This is a genomic window from Streptomyces sp. Edi4 (assembly GCF_040253615.1).
Taxonomy (GTDB): domain Bacteria; phylum Actinomycetota; class Actinomycetes; order Streptomycetales; family Streptomycetaceae; genus Streptomyces.
This window is the reverse complement of sequence record NZ_JBEJGY010000004.1, coordinates 452820-472817: the sequence shown is the minus strand read 5'-3', so window position 1 is coordinate 472817 and position 19998 is coordinate 452820. Positions and strand designations below refer to the sequence as shown.

Annotated in this window: 18 protein-coding genes and 1 pseudogene; 13 read left to right on the top strand and 6 right to left on the bottom strand. The window is 71.4% G+C overall.

Going from position 1 to position 19998, the window contains the following annotated elements; all coding sequences use genetic code 11:
- Position 1: 1 nt before the first annotated feature.
- The 4 genes from ABR738_RS04050 to ABR738_RS04035 all read left to right on the top strand — a co-directional run bounded on the left by ABR738_RS04050 (position 2) and on the right by ABR738_RS04035 (position 5649).
- Positions 2 to 1021, top strand: coding sequence for a glycosyltransferase (locus ABR738_RS04050; protein WP_350228574.1), 1020 nt, complete (start codon positions 2 to 4; stop codon positions 1019 to 1021).
- The gene (locus tag ABR738_RS04045) at positions 1006 to 1821 is read left to right on the top strand and encodes a glycosyltransferase family 2 protein (protein ID WP_350228573.1); all 816 of its coding nucleotides are present in this window, start codon (positions 1006 to 1008) and stop codon (positions 1819 to 1821) included. Before ABR738_RS04050 ends, ABR738_RS04045 begins: the two co-directional genes overlap by 16 nt.
- 153 nt (positions 1822 to 1974) lie before the next feature.
- Positions 1975 to 3159: a zinc-dependent alcohol dehydrogenase gene (locus tag ABR738_RS04040; RefSeq protein ID WP_350228572.1), complete on the top strand. Its 1185-nt coding sequence runs from the start codon at positions 1975 to 1977 to the stop codon at positions 3157 to 3159.
- Between the two features lie 252 nt (positions 3160 to 3411).
- Positions 3412 to 5649, top strand: coding sequence for a catalase (locus ABR738_RS04035; protein WP_350228571.1), 2238 nt, complete (start codon positions 3412 to 3414; stop codon positions 5647 to 5649).
- 104 nt (positions 5650 to 5753) lie between these two features.
- Here ABR738_RS04035 and ABR738_RS04030 read toward each other — a convergent pair whose 3' ends face one another.
- The 5 genes from ABR738_RS04030 to qcrB all read right to left on the bottom strand — a co-directional run bounded on the left by ABR738_RS04030 (position 5754) and on the right by qcrB (position 11187).
- A complete protein-coding gene (locus ABR738_RS04030; RefSeq protein WP_350228570.1) occupies positions 5754 to 6857 on the bottom strand; it encodes a glutamate--cysteine ligase 2 in 1104 nt (367 codons plus the stop codon).
- A 197-nt stretch (positions 6858 to 7054) separates the two neighbouring features.
- Positions 7055 to 7243, bottom strand: coding sequence for a DUF6381 family protein (locus tag ABR738_RS04025; protein ID WP_350228569.1), 189 nt, complete (start codon positions 7241 to 7243; stop codon positions 7055 to 7057).
- A 210-nt stretch (positions 7244 to 7453) separates the two neighbouring features.
- Complete coding sequence (gene ctaF / locus ABR738_RS04020) at positions 7454 to 7846, bottom strand: aa3-type cytochrome oxidase subunit IV (RefSeq protein WP_350228568.1); 393 nt, start codon at positions 7844 to 7846, stop codon at positions 7454 to 7456.
- A 12-nt stretch (positions 7847 to 7858) separates the two neighbouring features.
- A complete protein-coding gene (gene ctaD / locus ABR738_RS04015; protein WP_350228567.1) occupies positions 7859 to 9562 on the bottom strand; it encodes an aa3-type cytochrome oxidase subunit I in 1704 nt (567 codons plus the stop codon).
- Positions 9559 to 11187 (bottom strand): cytochrome bc1 complex cytochrome b subunit, encoded by a 1629-nt coding sequence (qcrB, locus tag ABR738_RS04010; protein ID WP_350234417.1) that lies wholly within the window; start codon positions 11185 to 11187, stop codon positions 9559 to 9561. Before qcrB ends, ctaD begins: the two co-directional genes overlap by 4 nt.
- A gap of 323 nt (positions 11188 to 11510) precedes the next feature.
- Here qcrB and ABR738_RS04005 point away from each other — a divergent pair, with 323 nt between their 5' ends.
- The 5 genes and pseudogenes from ABR738_RS04005 to ABR738_RS03985 all read left to right on the top strand — a co-directional run bounded on the left by ABR738_RS04005 (position 11511) and on the right by ABR738_RS03985 (position 15379).
- The gene (locus ABR738_RS04005) at positions 11511 to 11741 is read left to right on the top strand and encodes a DUF6479 family protein (protein WP_350228566.1); all 231 of its coding nucleotides are present in this window, start codon (positions 11511 to 11513) and stop codon (positions 11739 to 11741) included.
- A 439-nt stretch (positions 11742 to 12180) separates the two neighbouring features.
- On the top strand, positions 12181 to 13068 hold the full coding sequence (locus ABR738_RS04000; protein ID WP_350228565.1) for an SDR family oxidoreductase: 888 nt from the start codon (positions 12181 to 12183) through the stop codon (positions 13066 to 13068).
- Between the two features lie 84 nt (positions 13069 to 13152).
- Positions 13153 to 14409 (top strand): FUSC family protein, encoded by a 1257-nt coding sequence (locus tag ABR738_RS03995; RefSeq protein WP_350228564.1) that lies wholly within the window; start codon positions 13153 to 13155, stop codon positions 14407 to 14409.
- A 245-nt stretch (positions 14410 to 14654) separates the two neighbouring features.
- A pseudogene (locus ABR738_RS03990) lies at positions 14655 to 14858 on the top strand (hypothetical protein); the annotation flags it as partial.
- A 110-nt stretch (positions 14859 to 14968) separates the two neighbouring features.
- The gene (locus tag ABR738_RS03985; RefSeq protein ID WP_350228563.1) at positions 14969 to 15379 is read left to right on the top strand and encodes a hypothetical protein; all 411 of its coding nucleotides are present in this window, start codon (positions 14969 to 14971) and stop codon (positions 15377 to 15379) included.
- Between the two features lie 340 nt (positions 15380 to 15719).
- Here the strand turns inward: ABR738_RS03985 and ABR738_RS03980 are convergent, their stop codons facing one another.
- On the bottom strand, positions 15720 to 15983 hold the full coding sequence (locus tag ABR738_RS03980; protein WP_350228562.1) for a GlsB/YeaQ/YmgE family stress response membrane protein: 264 nt from the start codon (positions 15981 to 15983) through the stop codon (positions 15720 to 15722).
- 241 nt (positions 15984 to 16224) lie between these two features.
- Between ABR738_RS03980 and ABR738_RS03975 the strand changes: the two genes are divergently transcribed.
- The 4 genes from ABR738_RS03975 (at position 16225) to ABR738_RS03960 (ending at position 19938) form a co-directional block, all read left to right on the top strand.
- A complete protein-coding gene (locus tag ABR738_RS03975) occupies positions 16225 to 17352 on the top strand; it encodes an ABC-2 transporter permease (RefSeq protein WP_502964207.1) in 1128 nt (375 codons plus the stop codon).
- Between the two features lie 158 nt (positions 17353 to 17510).
- Positions 17511 to 18314, top strand: a complete 804-nt coding sequence (locus ABR738_RS03970; protein WP_350228560.1) for an alpha/beta fold hydrolase — start codon at positions 17511 to 17513, stop codon at positions 18312 to 18314.
- Entirely contained in the window at positions 18311 to 19603 is a 1293-nt protein-coding gene (locus ABR738_RS03965; protein ID WP_350228559.1) for a PP2C family protein-serine/threonine phosphatase, read from the top strand. Before ABR738_RS03970 ends, ABR738_RS03965 begins: the two co-directional genes overlap by 4 nt.
- Positions 19600 to 19938: an STAS domain-containing protein gene (locus ABR738_RS03960; protein WP_350228558.1), complete on the top strand. Its 339-nt coding sequence runs from the start codon at positions 19600 to 19602 to the stop codon at positions 19936 to 19938. Before ABR738_RS03965 ends, ABR738_RS03960 begins: the two co-directional genes overlap by 4 nt.
- Positions 19939 to 19998: the final 60 nt, after the last annotated feature.

The following is a 19998-nucleotide window of genomic DNA, read 5'->3' as shown; positions in this document are numbered from 1 at the left end:
GGTGATCGGCTACTACGTCCATCATCAGGGCCGGGGCCATCTGCATCGCGCGCGGTGCGTGGTGGCCCACGTGGAACAGCCCGTCACCGTCCTGTCCTCGCTGCCACGGCCGAGCACGTGGCGCGGCCCCTGGATCGCTCTGCCGCCCGACACCACCGACGACCCCGTCGACCCCACCGCCCGTGGCCGGCTGCACTGGGTGCCGCTGCGCCACCCGGGACACCGCGAACGCATGGGGATCATCGCCGAGTGGATCAGAGCGGAGAACCCCGCCCTGTTCGTCAGCGACGTATCGGTGGAGGCCGCGACCCTGGCGCGGCTCATGGGGGTCCCCGTCGTCGTCGCGGCCATGCGGGGCGACCGCCTGGACGCGGCACACCGCCTCGGCTACGACCTCGCCGACGCCCTCCTCGCGCCCTGGCCTCCCGACCTGCCCGAGCCGGACTGGCCCGCGCACTGGCACGCCAAGACCGAGCACACCGGAAGCATTTCGCGCTACGACGGGCGGCCGCGCCCCGAGAGCGACGGCGAGCGGCCCGGGGCCCGCCCCGAGGTGGTCGTGATGCTCGGGGCCGGAGGCGCCGACGTCACGCCGGCGCGACTGCGCGAGGCGGCGCTCGCCACCCCCGGCTGGTCCTGGACCGTACTCGGCGCTCCCGGCACGCCCTGGGTCGAGGACCCCTGGCCCCTGCTGTGCCGGGCGGACGTCGTGGTCACCCACGCCGGCCAGAACGCCATCGCGGAATGCGCCGCCGCCCGTGTGCCCACCGTCGTCATCCCCCAGCACCGGCCGCACGCCGAACAGCACGCCACCGCCCGGGCGTTGCGGGCGGCGGGCCTGGCCACCGTGCGGGACGCGTGGCCCGCCGCCGAGGAGTGGCCCGCCCTGCTCGCCGAGACGGTCGCCCGGCCCGGGCACTGGGAGCGCTGGTCGCCGGGCGACGGGGCGGCGCGAGCGGCGCGCCTCCTGACGGATCTGGCCGGACGGACCCCGAGGCGGCCCGCATGCGTACCGCGGTGATCACCCTCGCCGCCGGCCGGCACTCCCATCTGCGGCTCCAGCAGGACGGGCTCGCCCGGGGCACACGCGTCCCCGACCAGTACGTGATCGTCTCCATGGACGACCCCGCCATCGGCCCCCTCACCGCGGGCAGTGAACCCGAAGCGGACGTGCTCACCGTGCCGCTCGCCGAAGGCCGCCTGCCGCTCGCCGCCGCCCGCAACGCGGGGGCGGAGCGCGCCCTCGAAGGCGGCGCCGACCTCCTGGTCTTCCTCGACGTGGACTGCGTACCGGGTCCCGCACTCGTGGCCGGATACGCCCGCGCGGCACAGGACGGGGCGCTGCTGTGCGGCACGGTCGCCTATCTGCCGCCCCCGCCGCCCGGGGGTTACGACCTCGAAGAGCTCGCCGCTCTCGCGCCGCCGCACCCGGCCCGCCCCGCGCCCGCCGAGGGCGAGATCCTGCGCGGGGGAGACCCGCGTCTGTTCTGGTCCCTCTCCTTCGCCCTCACCGCCCGCACCTGGCGGCGCGTCGGCGGGTTCTGCGAGGCGTACACCGGTTACGGCGGCGAGGACACCGACTTCGCGGCCCTGGCGGCCCGGCGCGGCGTGGACCTGTGGTGGGTCGGCGGCGCCCCCGCCTACCACCAGCACCACCCGACACACGAGCCGCCCGTGCAGCACCTGGACGACATCCTGCGCAACGGGGCGCTCCACCAACGCCGTTGGGGCACCTGGCCCATGGCCGGATGGCTCCGCGCGTTCCAGGAGCTGGGCCTGGTCGTGTACGACCCCGGCGCCGACACCTGGCGCAAGCGATGAGCGGGCGGCTCCTCGCCCCTGTCGGAACGCCGGGCGCGTGCCCGGCCGGCCCGGTTCGCGGACCCGGGCGAGGGCACGCGGTCAAGTGAAAGATCCCGAACGCACCGCACCCATCAGCTCATCAGCTGAGGCCATTCATCCCCAGGAGGCGTCATGAGGGCACTCACCTGGCACGGCAAGCGCGACGTACGCGTGGACACCGTGCCCGATCCCACCATCCAGGACGACGACGACATCGTCATCAAGGTGACCACCACCGGCCTGTGCGGCTCGGACCTGCACCTCTATGAGGTCCTCGGGCCCTTCCTCGATCCCGGAGACATCCTCGGGCACGAACCCATGGGCATCGTCGAAGAGGTGGGCCCCGAGGTCACCGCCCTCAAGCCGGGCGACCGGGTGGTCATCCCCTTCAACGTCTCGTGCGGGACGTGCTACATGTGCGGCCACGGCCTGCACTCGCAGTGCGAGACCACCCAGGTGCGCGAGCACGGCACGGGCGCCTCGCTGTTCGGCTACACCAAGCTCTACGGCCAGGTGCCGGGCGGCCAGGCCCAGTACCTGCGCGTCCCCTTCGGCAACAAGCTGCCCATCAAGGTGCCCGAAGGCCCCTTGGACGAGCGCTTCGTCTACCTGTCCGACGTCCTGCCCACGGCATGGCAGGCGGTCGAGTACGCCGCCGTCCCGCCGGGCGGCAGCGTCGCCGTCCTCGGTCTCGGCCCGATCGGAGACATGAGCGCCCGCATCGCCGCGCACCGGGGCGCCGGGACCGTCATCGGGATCGACCTCGTCCCCGAGCGCCTCGAGCGGGCCCGGCGCCGCGGCGTCCACACCCTCGACCTGCGGGAGTGCGGCGACGGTCTCACCGACGCCGTACGCGAACTCACCGGCGGCCGGGGCCCGGACGCCGTCATCGACGCGGTGGGCATGGAGGCACACGGCAACCGCGTCGCGGCCGCCGCCCAGGGCCTCACGACGTTCCTGCCCGACGCTCTCGCCTCCGCCATGATGAAGAAGGCCGGGATCGACCGGCTCTCCGCGCTGTACACGGCGATCGACCTCGTCCGCAGGGGAGGCACCATCTCCGTCTCCGGCGTCTACGGCGGCGCCGCCGACCCGATGCCGCTCCTGACCATGTTCGACAAGCAGCTCCAACTGCGCATGGGCCAGGCCAACGTGCGGCGCTGGGTCGACGACATCCTCCCGCTCCTCACCGACGGCGACCCCCTCGGGGTGGACGAGTTCGCCACCCACCGCCTGACCCTGGAGCAGGCGCCCGACGCGTACGAGATGTTCCAGAAGAAGCGGGACGGCGCCGTCAAGGTGCTCTTCACCCCCTGACCCGCAGCTGTCCCACCCCTCGCGTTTCAGCCGCCGAACGCGCTCGCAAGGACGTGTTCGTGGCTTCCCGCGACGAGAGAGCGTTCATCCACCGACTGGGGGTACGTGGCGTGGACGAACCCGGCGAAAGGACGCGCCGGGCAGATGCCATGGACCCCCGCGGATGCGGGTGACAGCCACCCGCAGTCCGTTTGAGGTCCGAGACCGAGCGGTCATGGCTGAGGTGTCCGAAGGACCGCACTGGGAGAGAACATGACGACAGAGCACCCCACCGCAGACTCCACCGCGAGCGGCGACGGCCTGCCGGGCAGGCCCGGGCCGGTCTCGCCGCCCGTGGCCGAGCCCACCCGGCCGGCCGACCCGCTGCCCCCCAAGCCGGACCAGCAGGGCCCCGAAACGGTGAGCCCCACCGGCCAGGCCACCGGAGCCGACCCGGCCCGCATGGCGCAGAGCGGCGCGTACCTGACCACGGCCCAGGGGACGCGGGTGTACGACACCGACCACTCCCTGAAGGCCGGGGCGCGCGGGCCCGTCCTGCTCCAGGACCACCATCTGCGCGAGAAGATCACCCACTTCGACCACGAGCGGATCCCGGAGCGTGTGGTGCACGCGCGCGGCGCCGCGGCCCACGGCGTGTTCCAGGGGTATGGCACCGCCACCGAAGTGACCAAGGCGGCCTTCCTCGCCAAGGGCGTGGAGACCCCGGTGTTCGTCCGGTTCTCCACCGTCCTCGGCTCGCGCGGCTCCTCCGACACGGTGCGCGACACCCGTGGCTTCGCGACGAAGTTCTACACCGACGAGGGAACCTTCGACCTCGTCGGCAACAACATTCCGGTCTTCTTCATCCAGGACGCCGTCAAGTTCCCGGACATCGTCCACGCCGCCAAGCCCCACCCGGACCGCGAGATCCCGCAGGCCCAGAGCGCGCACGACACCTTCTGGGACTTCGTGTCCCTGCACACCGAGGCCACCCACCATACCCTGTGGAACATGTCCGACCGGGGCATCCCGCGCTCGTACCGGATGATGGAGGGCTTCGGCGTCCACACCTTCCGGCTGGTCAACACGGCCGGTGACACGGTGCTGGTGAAGTTCCACTGGAAGCCCAAGCTGGGCGTGCACTCCCTGGTCTGGGAAGAAGCGCAGCTCATCAACGGCATGGACCCCGACTTCCACCGCCGTGACCTCTTCGACGCGATCGAGGCGGGCGCCTTCCCGCAGTGGGAGCTCGGGATCCAGGTCTTCCCCGACACCCCCGAGCAGACCTTCGAGGGCATCGACCTCCTCGATCCCACCAAGATCGTGCCCGAGGAACTGGCGCCGGTGCAGCCCATCGGCCTGATGACCCTGAACGCCAACACCAAGAACTACTTCGCCGAGACGGAGCAGGTCGCCTTCCACCCCGGACATCTGGTCCCGGGCATCGACGTCACCGACGACCCGCTGCTCGCGGGGCGTCTCTTCTCCTATCTCGACACCCAGATCAGCCGGCTCGGCGGCCCCAACTTCGCGCAGATCCCCATCAACCGGCCGCACGCGCCCGTCAACGACATGCTCCGCGACGGCATGCACCAGACCGCCGTGCACACCGGCGTGGCGCCGTATCGGCCCAACAGCCTGGACGGCGGCTGCCCCTTCCTCGCAGGCGCCGACATGAGCGCCTTCATCGAGACCCCGGTGCGCATCCCGGAGGCGAGCAAGGTCCGTGAGGCGCCCGCGTCGTTCGCGGACCACTTCAGCCAGCCCCGGCTGTTCTGGCTCAGCATGAGCGCGCCGGAGCGCGAGCACATCATCGCCGCGTACACCTTCGAACTGAACAAGTGCTTCGAACAGGCCGTCAAGGAACGCAACTTGCAGGTCCTTGCGAACATCGACACGGAGCTGTGCGAGCAGGTCGCGGCGGGTCTCGGCCTGCCGGCGCCGAGTGCCACCGTGCCCCTCGACGCGGTGGACCCGAGCCCGGCCCTGTCCCAGCTCGGCCACACCTGGCCGACGGACGGCCGTGTGATCGGCATCGTCGCGGACGCCGCCGCGGACCTGGACGGCGTACGCACCGTTCGCCAGGCCGTCCTCGACGCCGGCATGGTGCCTCTGGTCATCGCGCCGGCCGGCGGCACGCTCGGCTCCGGCGGCGATCCGATCGCGGTGCAGCGGACCTTCGCCACCGCGCGGTCCGTGGAGTACGACGCGCTCCTGTTCGCCGGAGCACCCGAGCCCGGCGCCGACGCCTACGGGGCGCGCGACGCCAAGGCGGGCGCTCCCGCGTCACCGGCGAGTGACCCGCGCGTCCTGCTGCTGCTCACCGAGGCGTACCGGCACGGCAAGGCGGTCGGCGGCTGGAACGACGCACGCGGGCTGTTCGAGGCGTCCGGCATCGGCGCGGACGAGCCCGGCGTCGTGCTGAGCGACAGCGGTACGGCCGCCGTGGAGAAGGTCAAGGGCGCGCTGGCCGAACACCGGGCGTGGGACAGGTTCCCGCCCGCCGTGTGAGGCCGTCAGAGCCGTGGGCCCGCACCCTTGGGGTGCGGGCCCACGGTCGTGCGGCGGCGCCGAATGGCGCGGGCACAGGGTTGCGCGGCGAGTCGCGCGGCGGCTCAGTCGGCCAGGGCGGTGACGCGGGCGCACTCCCGGACGACCGCCTCCAGGCTCCCGTGCTGCCGGTAGAACTCGCGCTGGCGCTCGGCGCCCGTGCCGCCCCGCGTCAACCGCTCCAGCGTGCGCCGTACGCGCTCCAGGTCACCGCTGTCCTTCAACGCGCCCTCGACGTGGGTCACAAGAGCCCCGAGCACGTCGGACGCGGGCTTCTCGCGCATCGAGCGCGGGTCGACCAGCGCGCCGGTCAGGCCCGACCGGGCGGCCCGCCAGGACGCGAGGCGCAGCAGCCCCGCGCTGACCGGCGCCGGGGGCCGGCCCGCGCGCCAGTCCCCACTGGCCGTCTCCACCAGGGCGCGCACCAGGGCGGCGATCGCCACTGTGGTGCTCGGCTGGAGGCAGACGTCGGACACGCGGACCTCCACCGTCGGATAGCGGGCGGAGAGGCGGGCGTCGAAGTAGATCATGCCGTCGTCGCGCAGGGCGCCGGTGGCGATCATCGACTCGACGTGATGGTGGTAGCGGTCGGCGGAGCCGAAGATCTCGGTCGGTCCTGCGGAGGGCCACCGGTTCCACACGCGGCTTCGATAGCTGCCGTAGCCGCTGTCCTCGCCCTGCCAGAAGGGCGAGTTCCCGCTGATGGCCGTGAGCACCGAGAGCCATGGCCGGATCCGGTCGAGGACGGCGACGCCCTCGTCGTCCGACTCGACCGCCACATGCACATGGCAGCCGCAGGTCAGCTGCTCGCGGGCCGTGAGCCCGAAGTTCTCGGCCATCCACAGGTGGCGCTCGCCGAGGTCGAGTGAGGGACGCACCGGCACGGGTGAGGTGGCGAGGGCGGCGACGGTGCCTCCCGCTTCCTCGGCGCGGGTGGCCGCCGCCCGGCGCCGTTGAACGATCTCGTCCTCGATCTCACCCATGCCCGTGAGGGGGTCGGTGGCGAACTCCACCTGTTCCTGTTGCAGCTCCTTCTCGAACTCCTGCCCGTCGTCCGCGCCCGGCTTCCGGGGCCCCGGGGGCGAGACGACGACCGGGGAGAGCGCGAGGACCTCGCCGGTCCGCGCACTCACCATGAGCAGTTCTTCTTCCACGCCGACGGTACGCATGCGCGATCTCCGATTCCTGCCGGTACTCACGCAGGGACGTGTGCCCCGCCGACGCGCGGTCATACGATCCCGGGGACTCGCGGGAGGTCGGGGCGGGAGAGACCGGGCGGCGGCCCCCGCACGGCACAGGAGCGGCGCGCGGGCCCCGGGCGGCGCGGGCCGGGGCGGGTGGGCGCGGGCCGCCCGGGGCGCGGTGGTTACACCGGGCCCAGGCCCTGCCCGGCCATGCGGCCCGCCTGCTCGCTCTGGTCCTCGGCCCGGCGGGCCTTGTCCGACAGACGCTTGCGCTGCTCGGGGTCGGTGGCCCGTTCGGCGGCCTCCTTCCACTCCTTGGCCCGGGCCGCCAACTCGCGGGCGCGGCTGCGGTATTCGTCTCCCACGCTCATGGTCACTCCTGGATGGGGCGGGGGAAGGGGATCAGCCGCCCAGGGGGCCCATGACCGCGCTTCCGTGCCGCAGGACGACACGGCGGACGCCGCGCCTTCGCTGTCAGCTTGGGTGACGGGGCTGGCGGCGGCATCCGGGGTTCGGCCATGTGCGAAGGGCCCGGCCGGCGCCGGTGCGTCCGGGGCCCGTCCCGCCCGCCGGAGCCCCGGTCATTCGTCCCGGTGGACGTACTGGAAGGCCAGACCGCCCACGCCGGCGCCCAGCACCCCGAAGCCGAGGACGAACAGCCACAGTCCGAAGACGAGGCCGGTCGCCGTGACCGCCGCGCCGAAGCCGGTGAGGGCGGGGTAGGGGCTGCGCGCGGGGAAGAAGTCGACGGGTCCTGCGCGCTCGGCGATCTCCGAGCGGCCCCGGTCCTCGGGCCTCGCCCCGTGGCGCTGGTGATGGCGGGCGAAGAAGAAGCAGATCAGCGACGACATGATGAACGCCACGGTGAGGGCCGCGGTGCCCGCGGGTTCGCGCCCCGACCACCATCCGTAGCCCACGCCGGTGCCAAGGAAGAACACCGCGACCCCCGCGAAGAGATATGCCTCGGCTTTCATGGAACGCCTCTCCTAGAGGGGGTCGGGGGTCGCCTGTCCGCGCGGGGTGGCCGGGACCGGCAGGGCCGCGGCTTCCGGGTGGTGCAGGTCGAAGGCGGGGGAGTCGGACCGGACGCGGGGCATCGTGTGGAAGTTGTGCCTCGGCGGCGGGCAGGACGTGGCCCACTCCAGAGACCGTCCGTACCCCCACGGGTCGTCGACGCCGACCAGGGGTGCCCGCGCCGCGGTCCGCCACACGTTGTACAGGAACGGCAGAGTGGAGAGTCCGAGGAGGAACGCGCCGATGGACGAGACGGTGTTGAGGAGCGTGAAGCCGTCCGCCGAGAGGTAGTCGGCGTAACGGCGTGGCATGCCTTCGGCGCCCAGCCAGTGCTGGACGAGGAACGTGGTCTGGAAGCCGACGAACAGCGTCCAGAAGTGGATCTTGCCAAGGCGCTCGTCGAGCATGCGGCCGGTCCATTTCGGCCACCAGAAGTAGAAGCCGCCGAACATGGCGAAGACCACGGTCCCGAACAGGACGTAGTGCAGGTGCGCGACCACGAAGTAGGAGTCGGTGACATGGAAGTCGAGCGGCGGCGAGGCCAGCAGGACCCCGCTGAGGCCGCCGAAGAGGAACGTGACCAGGAATCCGATGGACCACAGCATCGGCGTCTCGAAGGACAGCGCGCCGTGCCACATCGTGCCGATCCAGTTGAAGAACTTCACCCCGGTCGGCACCGCGATCAGGAACGACATCAGGGAGAAGAACGGCAGCAGCACCGCGCCCGTGGCGAACATGTGGTGGGCCCACACCACCGCCGAGAGCGCCGTGATCGTGATGGTGGCGCCCACCATGCCGACATAGCCGAAGGTGGGTTTGCGGCTGAAGACCGGGATGATCTCCGAGATGATGCCGAAGAAGGGGAGCGCGACGATGTAGACCTCGGGATGGCCGAAGAACCAGAACAGGTGCTGCCACAGGATGGCCCCGCCGTAGGCCGGGTCGAAGACGACGGCGCCGAACTTGCGGTCGGCCTCCAGGGCGAACAGCAGCGCGGTGAGCACCGGGAACGCGAGCAGCGCCAGGATCGAGGTGAGCAGGACGTTCCAGGTGAAGATGGGCATGCGGAACATGGTCATGCCGGGCGCCCGCAGACACACGATGGTGGCGATGAAGTTGACCGAGCCGAGGGTGGTGCTCAACCCGGTCAGGATCAGTCCCATGGCCCACAGATCGCCCCCGGCGCCGGGAGTGCGGACGGCGCTGTTGAGGGGCGCGTAGGCGAACCAGCCGAAGGACGCCGCGCCGCCCGGCACGAGGAAGCCGGAGACGACGATGAGCCCGCCGAACAGATAGAGCCAGTAGGTCAGCGCGTTGAGCCGGGGGAACGCCACATCGGGCGCCCCGATCTGCAAGGGCATCACGGCGTTGGTGAACCCCGCGAACATCGGCGTCGCGAACAGCAGCATCATGATCGTGCCGTGGATGGTGACCAGCTGGTTGTACTCGGCGTTGCTCCACAACTGGAGCCCGGGGCGGGCGAGTTCGGCCCGCATGCCCAGGGCGAGCAGCCCGGCGAAGAGGAAGAAACCGAAGGCGGTCACGAAGTACATGGCGCCGATGACCTTGTGGTCCGTGGTGGTGAGGAAGTTCAGGAGCCGTCCGCCCAGCGCGCTGCCGCGTGCCGCTCCCACCGTGGACCCGGGCCGCTGCGCCTCGGTGCCGGTCTGCGTCATGGTGTCTTCCGTTCCGGTTGGGCCAGCGCTTCCTCGACGTGGCGCCGCTGGTCGGGGGTGGCGGGCAGGGAGACCCGGCGCCGGAAGTACCAGTGGTTCAGGGCGGCGCGCAGGCGGGTGCGGCGCGGCGCGTCCGCTTCGGGCGCGGGAGCGAGCGGCGGCAGGTCGCGTACGAGGAAGCGGTAGAGCCGGTCGGCGGCGAGCGGCCGGTGGCCGGGCTCCAGGGCCCCGTGCACCCGCTGGGTCACCCGGCCGGTCTCCTCGCCCTCCGTCAGGAGCCGCAGCTCGTGGGACTGCAACGCCAGGCACAGCCGCTTGGTGAGCAGGAAGGCGAGGACCGGAAAGACGAAGAAGCCGACGCGGAGCACCCACGTCAGGGTGTTCACCGAGAGCCGGAAGGAGAACGCCGCCACATCGTTGCCGCCCGCCGCGAGCAGCACGGCGTAGGCGACGACGGCCGCCACGCCGAGCGCCGTGCGGGTGGGCTGGTCGCGCGGCCGGTCGCACAGGTGGTACTCGCCCCGGTCCCCGGTGACCCAGCGCTCGAATCCCGGATAACCGATGAGCAGCAGCGCCAGCACACCCGGCAGTACGACGGCCGGAAGCAGGACGTTCCACATGATGGTGTGCCCGGCCACCGGCATCTCCCAGCGAGGCATGAGGCGCAGGGCGCCCTCCAGGAACCCCACATACCAGTCCGGCTGCGCCCCCGTGCTCACCACGTCGGCGCGGTAAGGACCGTAGTTCCACACCGGGTTGATCTGAGCCACCGCGCCGAGCGTGGCCACCGCCGCGAAGACCATGAGGAAGAGACCGGTCGACTTGGCGATGAAGTGCGGGAACATCGGCTGGCCCACGACGTTGTGGTTGGTCCGGCCCGGTGAGCTCCACTGGGTGTGTTTGAGATACACCACGAGCAGCAGGTGCATGGTGACCAGGGCGATCAGGGCCCCCGGCACGAAGAGCACATGCAGGATGTACAGCCGGTTGTTCAGGAGGTGGCCGGGGAAGGTCCCGTCCCACAGCAGGTACGCCAGATAGGTGCCCACGACCGGGATCGACATGACGATGGTGTTGGCGGTGCGCAGCCCCGTGCCGGACAGCAGGTCGTCAGGGAGGGAGTAACCACAGAACCCCTCGAGCATCGAGAGGAAGAACAGCGAGACACCGATCGCCCAGTTGAACTCACGCGGCCTGCGGAAGGAACCGGTGAAGAAGATCCGCAGCATGTGCACGCTGATCGCGGCCATGAAGATCAGCGCCGCCCAGTGGTGCATCTGGCGGATCAGGAGGCCGCCGCGGATGTCGAAGGTGATGTGCAGCGTGGAGCTGTACGCCGCCGACATGCGAAGCCCCTGGAGCGGTACGTAACCCCCGTCGTACAGCACGTCCTTCGTGCCCGGCTCGAAGAACAGCGTCAGCCACGTCCCGGTGAGCAGCAGGACCACCAGGCTGTACAGCGCCAGCTCCCCGAGCAGGAAGCTCCAGTGGTCGGGAAACGCCTTCCGCAGCAGCGCCTTGGCCGCCTCGGCCAGCGGGGAGCGCCGGTCCACCGCCGTGAACCCGGTCCCTACCGCCTCCCGCGCGACAGCACGGGCGTGCTCTCGCCGCCTGCGAAACAGCAGCATGCGTCACCGCTCTCTGGTGTCAGGGGTACGGAGGACCGGCCGGCTCACAGTCAACCGGACGTACAGGCGTAAACCGTCGCTTTTCGGAGGCCGAAACAGACTTCACCCATTCGCGCCCGCCGTCCGTGGCGGTCTCCGGCCCGTGCTGTGGCTGCGCGCGCCCGCCCGCCGGTAAGGGCCGGTGATGGGGCCGGTGATGGTCCCCATGGAGCAGGCGTCCGAGATGTGTGGGCATATTCGGGTAGCAGAGGTATGTCATCCGGTACCGGCCGTGCGGGGGCGCGCCGGCCCTCGGTAGCAACGCAGAGGAGTTCGAGCACATGGTCATCGCTCACCCGACTTCGCAGGTCCTCGCCGCAGGGCCCGCCACGACGCTGCTCCTGGTCATCGTGGGATTGGTGGTGGTGGGCGGACTCCTCGCGATGTTCTGGACCGGCCGCCGCCGGGCCGCGCGCAAGCCGCCGCCCCCGCCTGCGCCCCAGCCCGGGGCGGACTCCTGGGACACTCCTCCTTCGTCACCCGGCCCAGGGGAGCGCGACGACCGAGAGTGACCCGGCGGCGGCACAGCCTCCGGCGAACCACTCGCCCCCGCGGACCACTAACCTGAGCGAACCACTCGCTTCTGCGGACCACTCGCTCCGGCGAACCACTCGTTTCCTCCGACGACTCGCCTTCCGCGGACCCGCAGTCGCGACAACTGACCCCGAGCGGCGCATACCTGCGTCCATCGGGGTTACCTGCACTCTGCACCCACCGAGACGGACGCAGGACGGCGCCGAGCCGGGCCCGGGACGGTACCCCGCGACCCGTAGCCGTCCGCCGTCGAAGGGGCGCGCCGAGACAGGACGGTGCGAGGCGAACCCGGCCGTGCGGCTGGCCCGTGACTCAAGGGGACGCACCCCACGACCCCGCGACCGTTGAACGGCAGCACGCGACAGCGTCGACGCCCTCCTGTCGCCTCCATCCCTCCCGCACGGAAAGGCGTAACCCATGGCCGACCCGAACCGTCCGCAGGACCCGACCGACAAGTACCCCCAGCCGGATCTGCCGCAGCAGGACCAGGAGCACCCCGGCTGGACCGGCCCGATGGACCCGCCGCCGGACCATGGTGAACAGACGTACCGGGGCAGCGGCCTGCTGACCGAGCGCAAGGCGGTCATCACCGGCGGCGACTCGGGCATCGGGCGGGCCGTCGCACTCGCCTACGCCCGCGAGGGCGCCGACGTGCTCTTCACCCACCTGCCCGAGGAAGCGGAGGACGCCCGCGAGACCGCGCGTCTGGTGGAGGAGTCGGGACGCCGGGCCGTCCCGGTGGCCTGCGACATCCGCGACGAGCAGCAGTGCCGGGACCTGATCGACCGGGCGGTCGCCGAATTCGGACGTGTCGATGTGCTGGTGAACAACGCCGCGTACCAGATGTCCCAGCCGGACGGCATCGAGGCCATCACCACTGAGCAGTTCGACCGCGTTCTACGCACCAACCTGTACGGCATGTTCTGGCTGACGAAGATGGCCGTGCCGCACATCCCGGCAGGCGGCTCCGTCATCAACACCACCTCGGTCCAGGCCTACCAGCCGAGCCCCCACCTGCTCGATTACGCCATGACCAAGGGCGCGATCGTCACGTTCACCAAGGGGCTGGCCCAGATGCTGGCCGAGCGGGGCATCCGGGTCAACGCCGTGGCGCCCGGGCCGGTGTGGACGCCACTGATCCCGGCGACGCTGCCCGACACCGCCGAATTCGGCAAGCAGGCCCCGCTGGGCCGGCCCGCGCAGCCCGCGGAGATGGCGCCCGCCTATGTCTTCCTCGCCTCCGAACACGCCGGCTTCATCACCGCCGAGGTGCTGAACGCCACCGGCGGCTCACCCCTTCCCTAGGCGCGAGGGGCACGACGAGAGCGAACGGACCTTCAGGTCACCGTCGGCCGCGACGAGCGGCGGGTGCGAGCACGGGGTGGAACGTTGAGAGAGCTGGGCCAGGCCTTCGGCCAGTGGAGGCAGTGGGCGGGCTGGGAGTGCACGGCCGTGGCACGGTCGGCGCGGCGGGCGCTGAGCGGTCCCGGACCCGAACGGGACACCGCAGTCCAGGCGTTGAAGGCGGCCGCCGCGGCGCTGATCGCCTGGGCACTCGCGGGCTGGTGGTGGAAGGCGCCGATGGCGATGCTCGCGCCCTGGACAGCGCTGTTCTTGGTGCAGAGCACGGTCTACCGGTCGCTGAAGACGGCGTTGCAGCAGTTCGTGGTCGTCGTCGTAGGCACCCTGCTCGCGGCGGGCGCCGGCGTACTGACCGGCGACACCATGCTCGCCATGCTCATCGCGCTGCCGCTGACCATGCTGTTCGGCTCCTACGCCCGGTTCGGCACCCAGGGCCTGAACGCGCCGACCGCCGCGCTGTTCGTCCTGGTCTACGGCACGTACTCGGGCTTCGACATTCTGCACCGGTTCCTGGAGACCCTGTTGGGCGCCGCCATCGGGCTCGCGGTCAACGCCCTCGTGCTGCCGCCGGTGCACTCGCGCAGCGTGCGTCACCTTCGCGGACGGCTGCCCGAGGAGAGTGCCGGTCTTCTGCGCGCCGTCGCGGACGGCCTCGGCGAGGGGAAAGTGGCCCGGGAGGACGCGCAGGCCTGGCACGACCGGGCGCGGCGCCTGACCGACCGCGTCACCGATCTGCGCACCGCCCGCCGCTGGTCGCAGGAGAGCTACCGCTTCAACCCGGGGCACCGGCTGCGCCGTTCCGCCCCGCTGCCGCCGACCGCCGAATGGGACTTCACCTGGGACCGGATCACCAGCCACCTCGAAGCGATCACCAGGACGCTCGCGACGGCGGCCGCGAACGACGCGGACCAGCCGGTCCTGCCCGGCCCTGCGCCCGCCGTCGTGGCCGAGCTCTTGCGGGCCGCCTCGGACGTGTGCGCGCTCGACGACACGGTGGAGCGCTCACAGGCCACGGAGCGCGGCAGCGACGAGCAGACCGGGGAGCGCGTTCAGGAGCGCCGTGATGCGCTGCGCCGCGCGTACGCCGCCGAGAACGAGCTGACCTCCGTGTTCCGCGAGCGGGGCGACGCCTGGCAGGACACGCTGGCCGCCGTCACCGCGGACACGATCCGGCTGATCGGTGACCTGTCGGAACTCGCCGGACCCGACCCGGACGACGCGACGGACGACGCGACGGACCAGGGGGGCACGAGCACCCCGAAGGAGCACGGGAGCGGGGAGTAGCGCGACAACCCGGGGCGGCCGAGCCGCGCGCGAAGGCGGCGGCACTCCCCACCCACGACAGCCCCCTCACGCCGCTCGTTACGCGCGGCCTCCCGCCGCCGATCGCTCGCCAACCCGCCAACCCGCCAACTCGGCCCGGCGCGGCGGCACTTGACGTGGTGAGCGCGGTGGTTCGCTGCTCGCACCCATGGCCGCGAGGACTGGCGGCGCGCTCATTGTCAGAGGCGGCTGGCAACATCGCCGTTATGAACGTCGCCGTCCGTACCACCCCTCGGCGACCGCTCGATGTCGCCGCGGTCTTCCCTCAACTGGCCCCGCTGGCGAGCCCGGCGCTCCGTCTGCACCCCCGCCCCGGTTCGCCCTCGCCGTACGACTCGGTCGGCGGCCCGCTCCTGCGGCCCGCCCATCAGCCGTGGCCGTACTGCGACAGCCCTGATCCGCCGGAACAACCGTGGGCCTGTCCGGACGATCACCTGGAAGGTGCCTCGAGGTACCCTGACCGAAAATCGCGGGCGGGGTGGGTAAGCAGGTGGACAGAGACCGGAGGCATGCGGCGGTCATGGCGCTCCGCGAACTCGGGCGAGGACGCGACTGCCGCGACCGGGCGGATGCCGGTCACGGCTTGGCAGGCTTCGCCGACATGCCGGAGGCCCGCGGGCCATTGCTGGAGCTCGTGCTCGACCCGGATGACACTTTCGTAACCAGGGAGACCGCGGAAGCCCTGCTTCGGCGAAAGGACAGGACCGGGTTGGCGGCAGTGGCCTCCGCGATGGCCGTCGCGGACTGCCATCACAGCGACTGGATCGGCGCGGCGATCCTCGATGTGTTCAGCATCTTCTCCGAGGACCGGGACAACGCGACGCAATTGTGCGAGGAGATGATGCGGGACACTGACGACCGCGTTTCCCTGGGGGCTCGACAGCTGCACGAAATCCTGGCAGAGATCGACCCCGTTCTTCGAACCGCTTGACACGGGGACGACGCCGTCGCGAAAGCGCAGGCGTCGAACAGGCCCGCAGCTCAGCGAAGAGCACGTCCGCCGGCCCGACCACGGCCCCGCCCGTGTCGAGCAGAACGCAGGGCCGTGCCGGATCCGACGTCTCCGCCGGCCCATCCGTTTCCGGTGCGGGTTCTCACGCCGGGGCACCCGTGTCGCGCCCACGGCGGGCGTCCTGGCTCGGGCCCGGCGGTGGCGGTCGTGGTTCCGGCGTGTGGCTTCGGTCCGCGTCGCCCGGACGGCCCAACGGGGCGAAAACCCTCGGGGCGTACGTGGTCGACGACCAGGCACGCCCCGAGGGTCCCGGGCCTGTTCAGCCTCGGCGCCCCGCGATCAGGCGGTAGATCAGCAGCACGATCACCGAGCCCACGACGGCGGTGATCCACGTGGACAGGTGGAAGAAGCCCTTCAGACCGTCCACGTCGAAGATGAGCTGACCGAGCCAGCCACCGAGCAGACCGCCCACGATGCCGATCACGATGGTGACCAGGCAGCCACCGGGGTCCTTGCCCGGAGTCAGCGCCTTGGCGACCGCTCCCGCGATGAGTCCGATGACGATCCAGGCGATGATGCCCATGAGGAGACCTGCTTCCTTTCGTTGCGTGGCCCGGCGTGACACCGGCCGGGCGGCGACACCGGGGAGCGGGCCCCCCGTTCGCGAGATACGCCCTACCCCCGGCGAAGGCCCGCCCACGGGACCTCGGGTCCCGAGACCGGGGCCGAAAGTCCTGGTCACGCCGCCCGGCACGGGGTACACGGCGTGGAAGACATGCCTGGTCCCGCAGTGGTTCGCACAGGACGAGTGGTCGCACATGACGATGGAAGAAGACGAAGGCAACCGCCCGGCCGGTGAGCGCGCCGCGCCCGGCGGACATGGCGGACACGGCACGCACGCCAGGAAGCGGGGCGCACGCGAGGCGTGGAGCGACTTCCGGAACTCCCCGTTCCTGCCGGCGGTCGTGCTCGTCTTCATCCTGTCCGCCGCCGCCGGTCTGTTCGCCGGCTCCTACACGTACTCCATGGCCAACCCGACGCCGCACCACATCCCCACCGCGCTGGTCGCGCCCTCCGGCTCCGTCGAGGGCTCCGTGGAGGCGAAGAAGTTCGTGGCCGGCCTGGACAAGGCACTGAACACGTCACTCGCGCTGCGTCCCTATGGGGACGAGCGCGCGGCCCGCCAGGCCATGGAGGAGCAGACCGTCTTCGCCATCGTCGACGTGCGGCCGGACGGGGTCCACCTGGACGTGGCGGGCGCCGCCGGGGCCTCCGTGGCGCAGGTGCTCGCCCAGGCCGCGCCACCGGTGGCGAAGGCCATCGGCGTACCGGTGACGATCACCGACGTGAAGCCTCTTCAGCGGGGCGACCCGCGCGGCCTCGCGCTCTTCTACATCTCACTGGCCGCCGTGGTGCTCGGATTCGTCGGCTCCATCCAGCTGAGCGTGCACGCCCGCACCCTGAACCCGTTGGAGCGGATCGCGTTCACCGTGGCGTACTCGCTGCTCGGCGGGTTCACCATCGCAGCCGTGGTCGACTGGGGGCTCGGCGCGGTGCGGCTGCCGTTCTTCGAGTCCTGGATGATCCTGGCGCTGACGATGTTCACGTCGGGGATGGTCTTCACCATGTTCAACACCCTGATCGGGCGCTGGGCGATGATGCCCACCTGGGGACTCATGGTGCTCCTCGGCAACCCCTCCTCCGGCGGCGCGGTGTCCTGGCCCCTGCTGCCGTCCGTCCTCGGGCACGTCGGGCGCTGGCTGCCGCCCGGCGCCTCGGTGAACGCCCAGCACACGGCCGTCTACTTCGCCGACGCCCAGCACGCCTTCCCCTTCCTCGTGCTGGCCGGGTGGTCCCTGGTGTCGTGCGCGGTGTTCTGGTTCTGGCGCCACCGCCACCCCGGCGGCCGCGACCGGAGCGCCCCGGCACACGGAGCCTCCGTCGCGGCCTGACCCGCCGGACGCCCAGGGCCGCCCGAAGTGCCACGCCATTCGCTTCTGGGCCCCTCGGCGTGGTCCACTCGATGAGCTGATCAGCACGCCCGTGCAGACATGGAACGGGGTGATGGGGGGAGGCGGGGGAGCAGGGGGGAATTGAGGAAGTGGTGTTCATGGATATCGCACGGCGCAACAACGTCACCGTCACCGGCAATCCGCAGGGGCGCACGGTGGTGCTGGCGCACGGCTTCGGCTGCGACCAGAACATGTGGCGGCTCACGGTGCCCGCGCTGGCCGACGACTACCGGGTGGTGCTGTTCGACTACGTGGGTGCGGGCCGTTCCGACGCCACCGCGTTCTCCGAGGACCGCTACGGCTCGCTGGACGGCTACGCGCAGGACGTCGTGGAGGTGTGCGAAGCGCTCGACCTGCGCGACGCCGTTTTCGTGGGCCACTCCGTGAGCGCGATGATCGGTGTCCTGGCCGCCGGGCTCGCCCCCGGACGGATCGGGGCGCTGGTGATGGTGGCTCCCTCTCCGTGCTACATCGACGAGGACGGATACCGCGGCGGGTTCAGCGCCGAGGACATCGACGAGCTGCTGACGTCCCTGGAGTCGAACTATCTAGGCTGGTCGGCGGTGATGGCACCGGTAATCATGGGGAACGAGGACCGGCCCGAGCTCGGCGCCGAGCTGAAGAACAGCTTCTGCGCCACCGACCCGGACATGGCACGCGTCTTCGCCCGTACCACGTTCCTCTCGGACTCCCGGGACGACCTGAAGAGTGTGACGGTGCCGACGCTCGTCCTGGAATGCCTCCAGGACGCGATCGCCCCGCGCGAGGTCGGCGCCTACGTCCACCGGGCGGTCCCCGGCTCGACGCTGGTCACCCTCGACGCGACCGGACACTGCCCGCATCTCTCCGCGCCCGAAGCCACCAACAAAGCGATCCGGACCTTCCTGGCCGGCCTGCGATGACAGGCCGCAAGGGAGATCATCCCGACCCGCCCGAGACCGATGAGGACAAGATCTCGGGCGCCGCGTTCGCCGCGCTCCTCGAAGACAGCGCGGACGAACTCTACGAGTGCGCGCCGTGCGGGTACCTCTCCACCCTGATGGACGGCACCATCGCCAAGATCAACACCACGCTGCTCCACTGGCTCGGCCTCGAACGCGAGGCGGTCGTCGGCCGGATGCGGTTCACCGACCTGCTCACCGTGGGCGGCCGGCTCTACCACGAGACGCACCTCGCGCCCCTGCTGCGCATGCAGGGCGAACTCGGCGGCATCGCCCTGGAGTTCAAGCAGTCCGACGGCGGCCGCATACCCGTGCTCGTCTCGTCCTCGCTCAAGCGCGGCGGCGGTGGCGAACCACTCCTGATCCGTACCACCGTCTTCGACGCCCGCGACCGCCGCGCCTATGAAGAAGAACTCCTGCGCGGCCGCAAGGCGGCGGAGGAGGCGCGCAGACAGGCGGAGGCCGACCGCGCCCGCCTCCAGGACGCCCTCGCCGTGCTCCAGCAGTCGCTGCTGCCCGACATGCTCCCCGAGGTGGCAGGGATGGAGACGGCCGCCTACTACCACACCGCCCATCCCGAGCGGCTGGGCGGCGACTTCTACGACGTCTTCCCCGTCGGCCAGAACCGCTTCGCCTTCTTCCTCGGCGACGTGTGCGGCAAGGGCCCCCAGGCCGCCGCGGTCACCTCGCTGACCCGCTACACCCTGCGCGCCGCCGCCCTGCACAATCCGGACCCGCTGTCGGCGCTCACCACCCTCAACACGGTGCTGCACGAGCGTTACGCGGGCAGCGGCGACCCGCGCTACTGCACCGCCATCTTCGGCACGCTCGAACCCGACCCGGCGACGGGCCATGTCGCCGTGCGCCTCGCCTCGGGCGGCCATCCCCCGGCCGTCGTCGTGCGAGCGGACGGCGGCGCCGCTTTCCTGCCCACCCCCGGCGGCCTCCTCGTGGGCATCCTGCCCTCCGCCCGCTTCACGGCCGCCACGACCGTGCTCACCCCGGGCGACACCCTGCTGCTCTACACCGACGGCATAACCGAGGCCCGTACCGGCAAGGACCGCACCACCCTGTTCGGCGACGAGGCGCTGCTCGCCTTCGCCGCCGGGCACGCCGGTAAGCCGCCCGACGCCGTCATCCACGCCCTGACCGGCCTGCTGACCAGTTTCGGCGACGGTCTCGACGACGACACCGCCCTGCTCGCCCTCGGCGTTCCCGCCACCGGACCCCAGACGAGAAGCCCCGCATGAACCCCCTGACGATCACCACCCGAGACACCCTCACCGGTCCCGTGCTGGAGATTTCCGGCGACCTCGACTACGCCAGCGCGGCACGCCTTCGAGACCTGATCCCCGCGATCGCCCTGCGGCCCGGTCAGCGTCTCGTCCTCGACCTCGGCGGCATGGACTTCTGCGACTCCAGCGGAGTCAGCGCCCTGATCGTGGCCCGCAACCACGCGCACGCCGCCGAAGCCGAGGCGGCACTCGCGGCCGTGCCCGCCAACACGATGCGCACCCTGCGCATCGTCGGACTCGACCAGATCTTCTCGCTCTACCCAGACAGCGAGACAGCCACTCGTCCCTGAGGCCCAATAAGCCTTGTGGCCAGGCGAGTTGCAGGGCTCGGGGATCCACCGACACGGGTC

What these genes read in the sequence shown, in the direction of transcription:
- ctaD (WP_350228567.1), bottom strand. Translation starts at nt 9,562, where the DNA reads ATGACGCAGACCGGCACCGAGGCGCAGCGGCCCGGGTCCACGGTGGGA.
- ABR738_RS03975 (WP_502964207.1), top strand. Translation starts at nt 16,225, where the DNA reads ATGGAAGAAGACGAAGGCAACCGCCCGGCCGGTGAGCGCGCCGCGCCC.
- ctaF (WP_350228568.1), bottom strand. Translation starts at nt 7,846, where the DNA reads ATGAAAGCCGAGGCATATCTCTTCGCGGGGGTCGCGGTGTTCTTCCTT.
- ABR738_RS03960 (WP_350228558.1), top strand. Translation starts at nt 19,600, where the DNA reads ATGAACCCCCTGACGATCACCACCCGAGACACCCTCACCGGTCCCGTG.
- ABR738_RS03980 (WP_350228562.1), bottom strand. Translation starts at nt 15,983, where the DNA reads ATGGGCATCATCGCCTGGATCGTCATCGGACTCATCGCGGGAGCGGTC.
- ABR738_RS03970 (WP_350228560.1), top strand. Translation starts at nt 17,511, where the DNA reads ATGGATATCGCACGGCGCAACAACGTCACCGTCACCGGCAATCCGCAG.
- ABR738_RS03965 (WP_350228559.1), top strand. Translation starts at nt 18,311, where the DNA reads ATGACAGGCCGCAAGGGAGATCATCCCGACCCGCCCGAGACCGATGAG.
- ABR738_RS04000 (WP_350228565.1), top strand. Translation starts at nt 12,181, where the DNA reads ATGGCCGACCCGAACCGTCCGCAGGACCCGACCGACAAGTACCCCCAG.
- ABR738_RS04005 (WP_350228566.1), top strand. Translation starts at nt 11,511, where the DNA reads ATGGTCATCGCTCACCCGACTTCGCAGGTCCTCGCCGCAGGGCCCGCC.
- ABR738_RS04035 (WP_350228571.1), top strand. Translation starts at nt 3,412, where the DNA reads ATGACGACAGAGCACCCCACCGCAGACTCCACCGCGAGCGGCGACGGC.
- ABR738_RS04040 (WP_350228572.1), top strand. Translation starts at nt 1,975, where the DNA reads ATGAGGGCACTCACCTGGCACGGCAAGCGCGACGTACGCGTGGACACC.
- ABR738_RS04045 (WP_350228573.1), top strand. Translation starts at nt 1,006, where the DNA reads ATGCGTACCGCGGTGATCACCCTCGCCGCCGGCCGGCACTCCCATCTG.
- ABR738_RS03985 (WP_350228563.1), top strand. Translation starts at nt 14,969, where the DNA reads ATGGCGCTCCGCGAACTCGGGCGAGGACGCGACTGCCGCGACCGGGCG.
- ABR738_RS04025 (WP_350228569.1), bottom strand. Translation starts at nt 7,243, where the DNA reads ATGAGCGTGGGAGACGAATACCGCAGCCGCGCCCGCGAGTTGGCGGCC.
- ABR738_RS04030 (WP_350228570.1), bottom strand. Translation starts at nt 6,857, where the DNA reads ATGCGTACCGTCGGCGTGGAAGAAGAACTGCTCATGGTGAGTGCGCGG.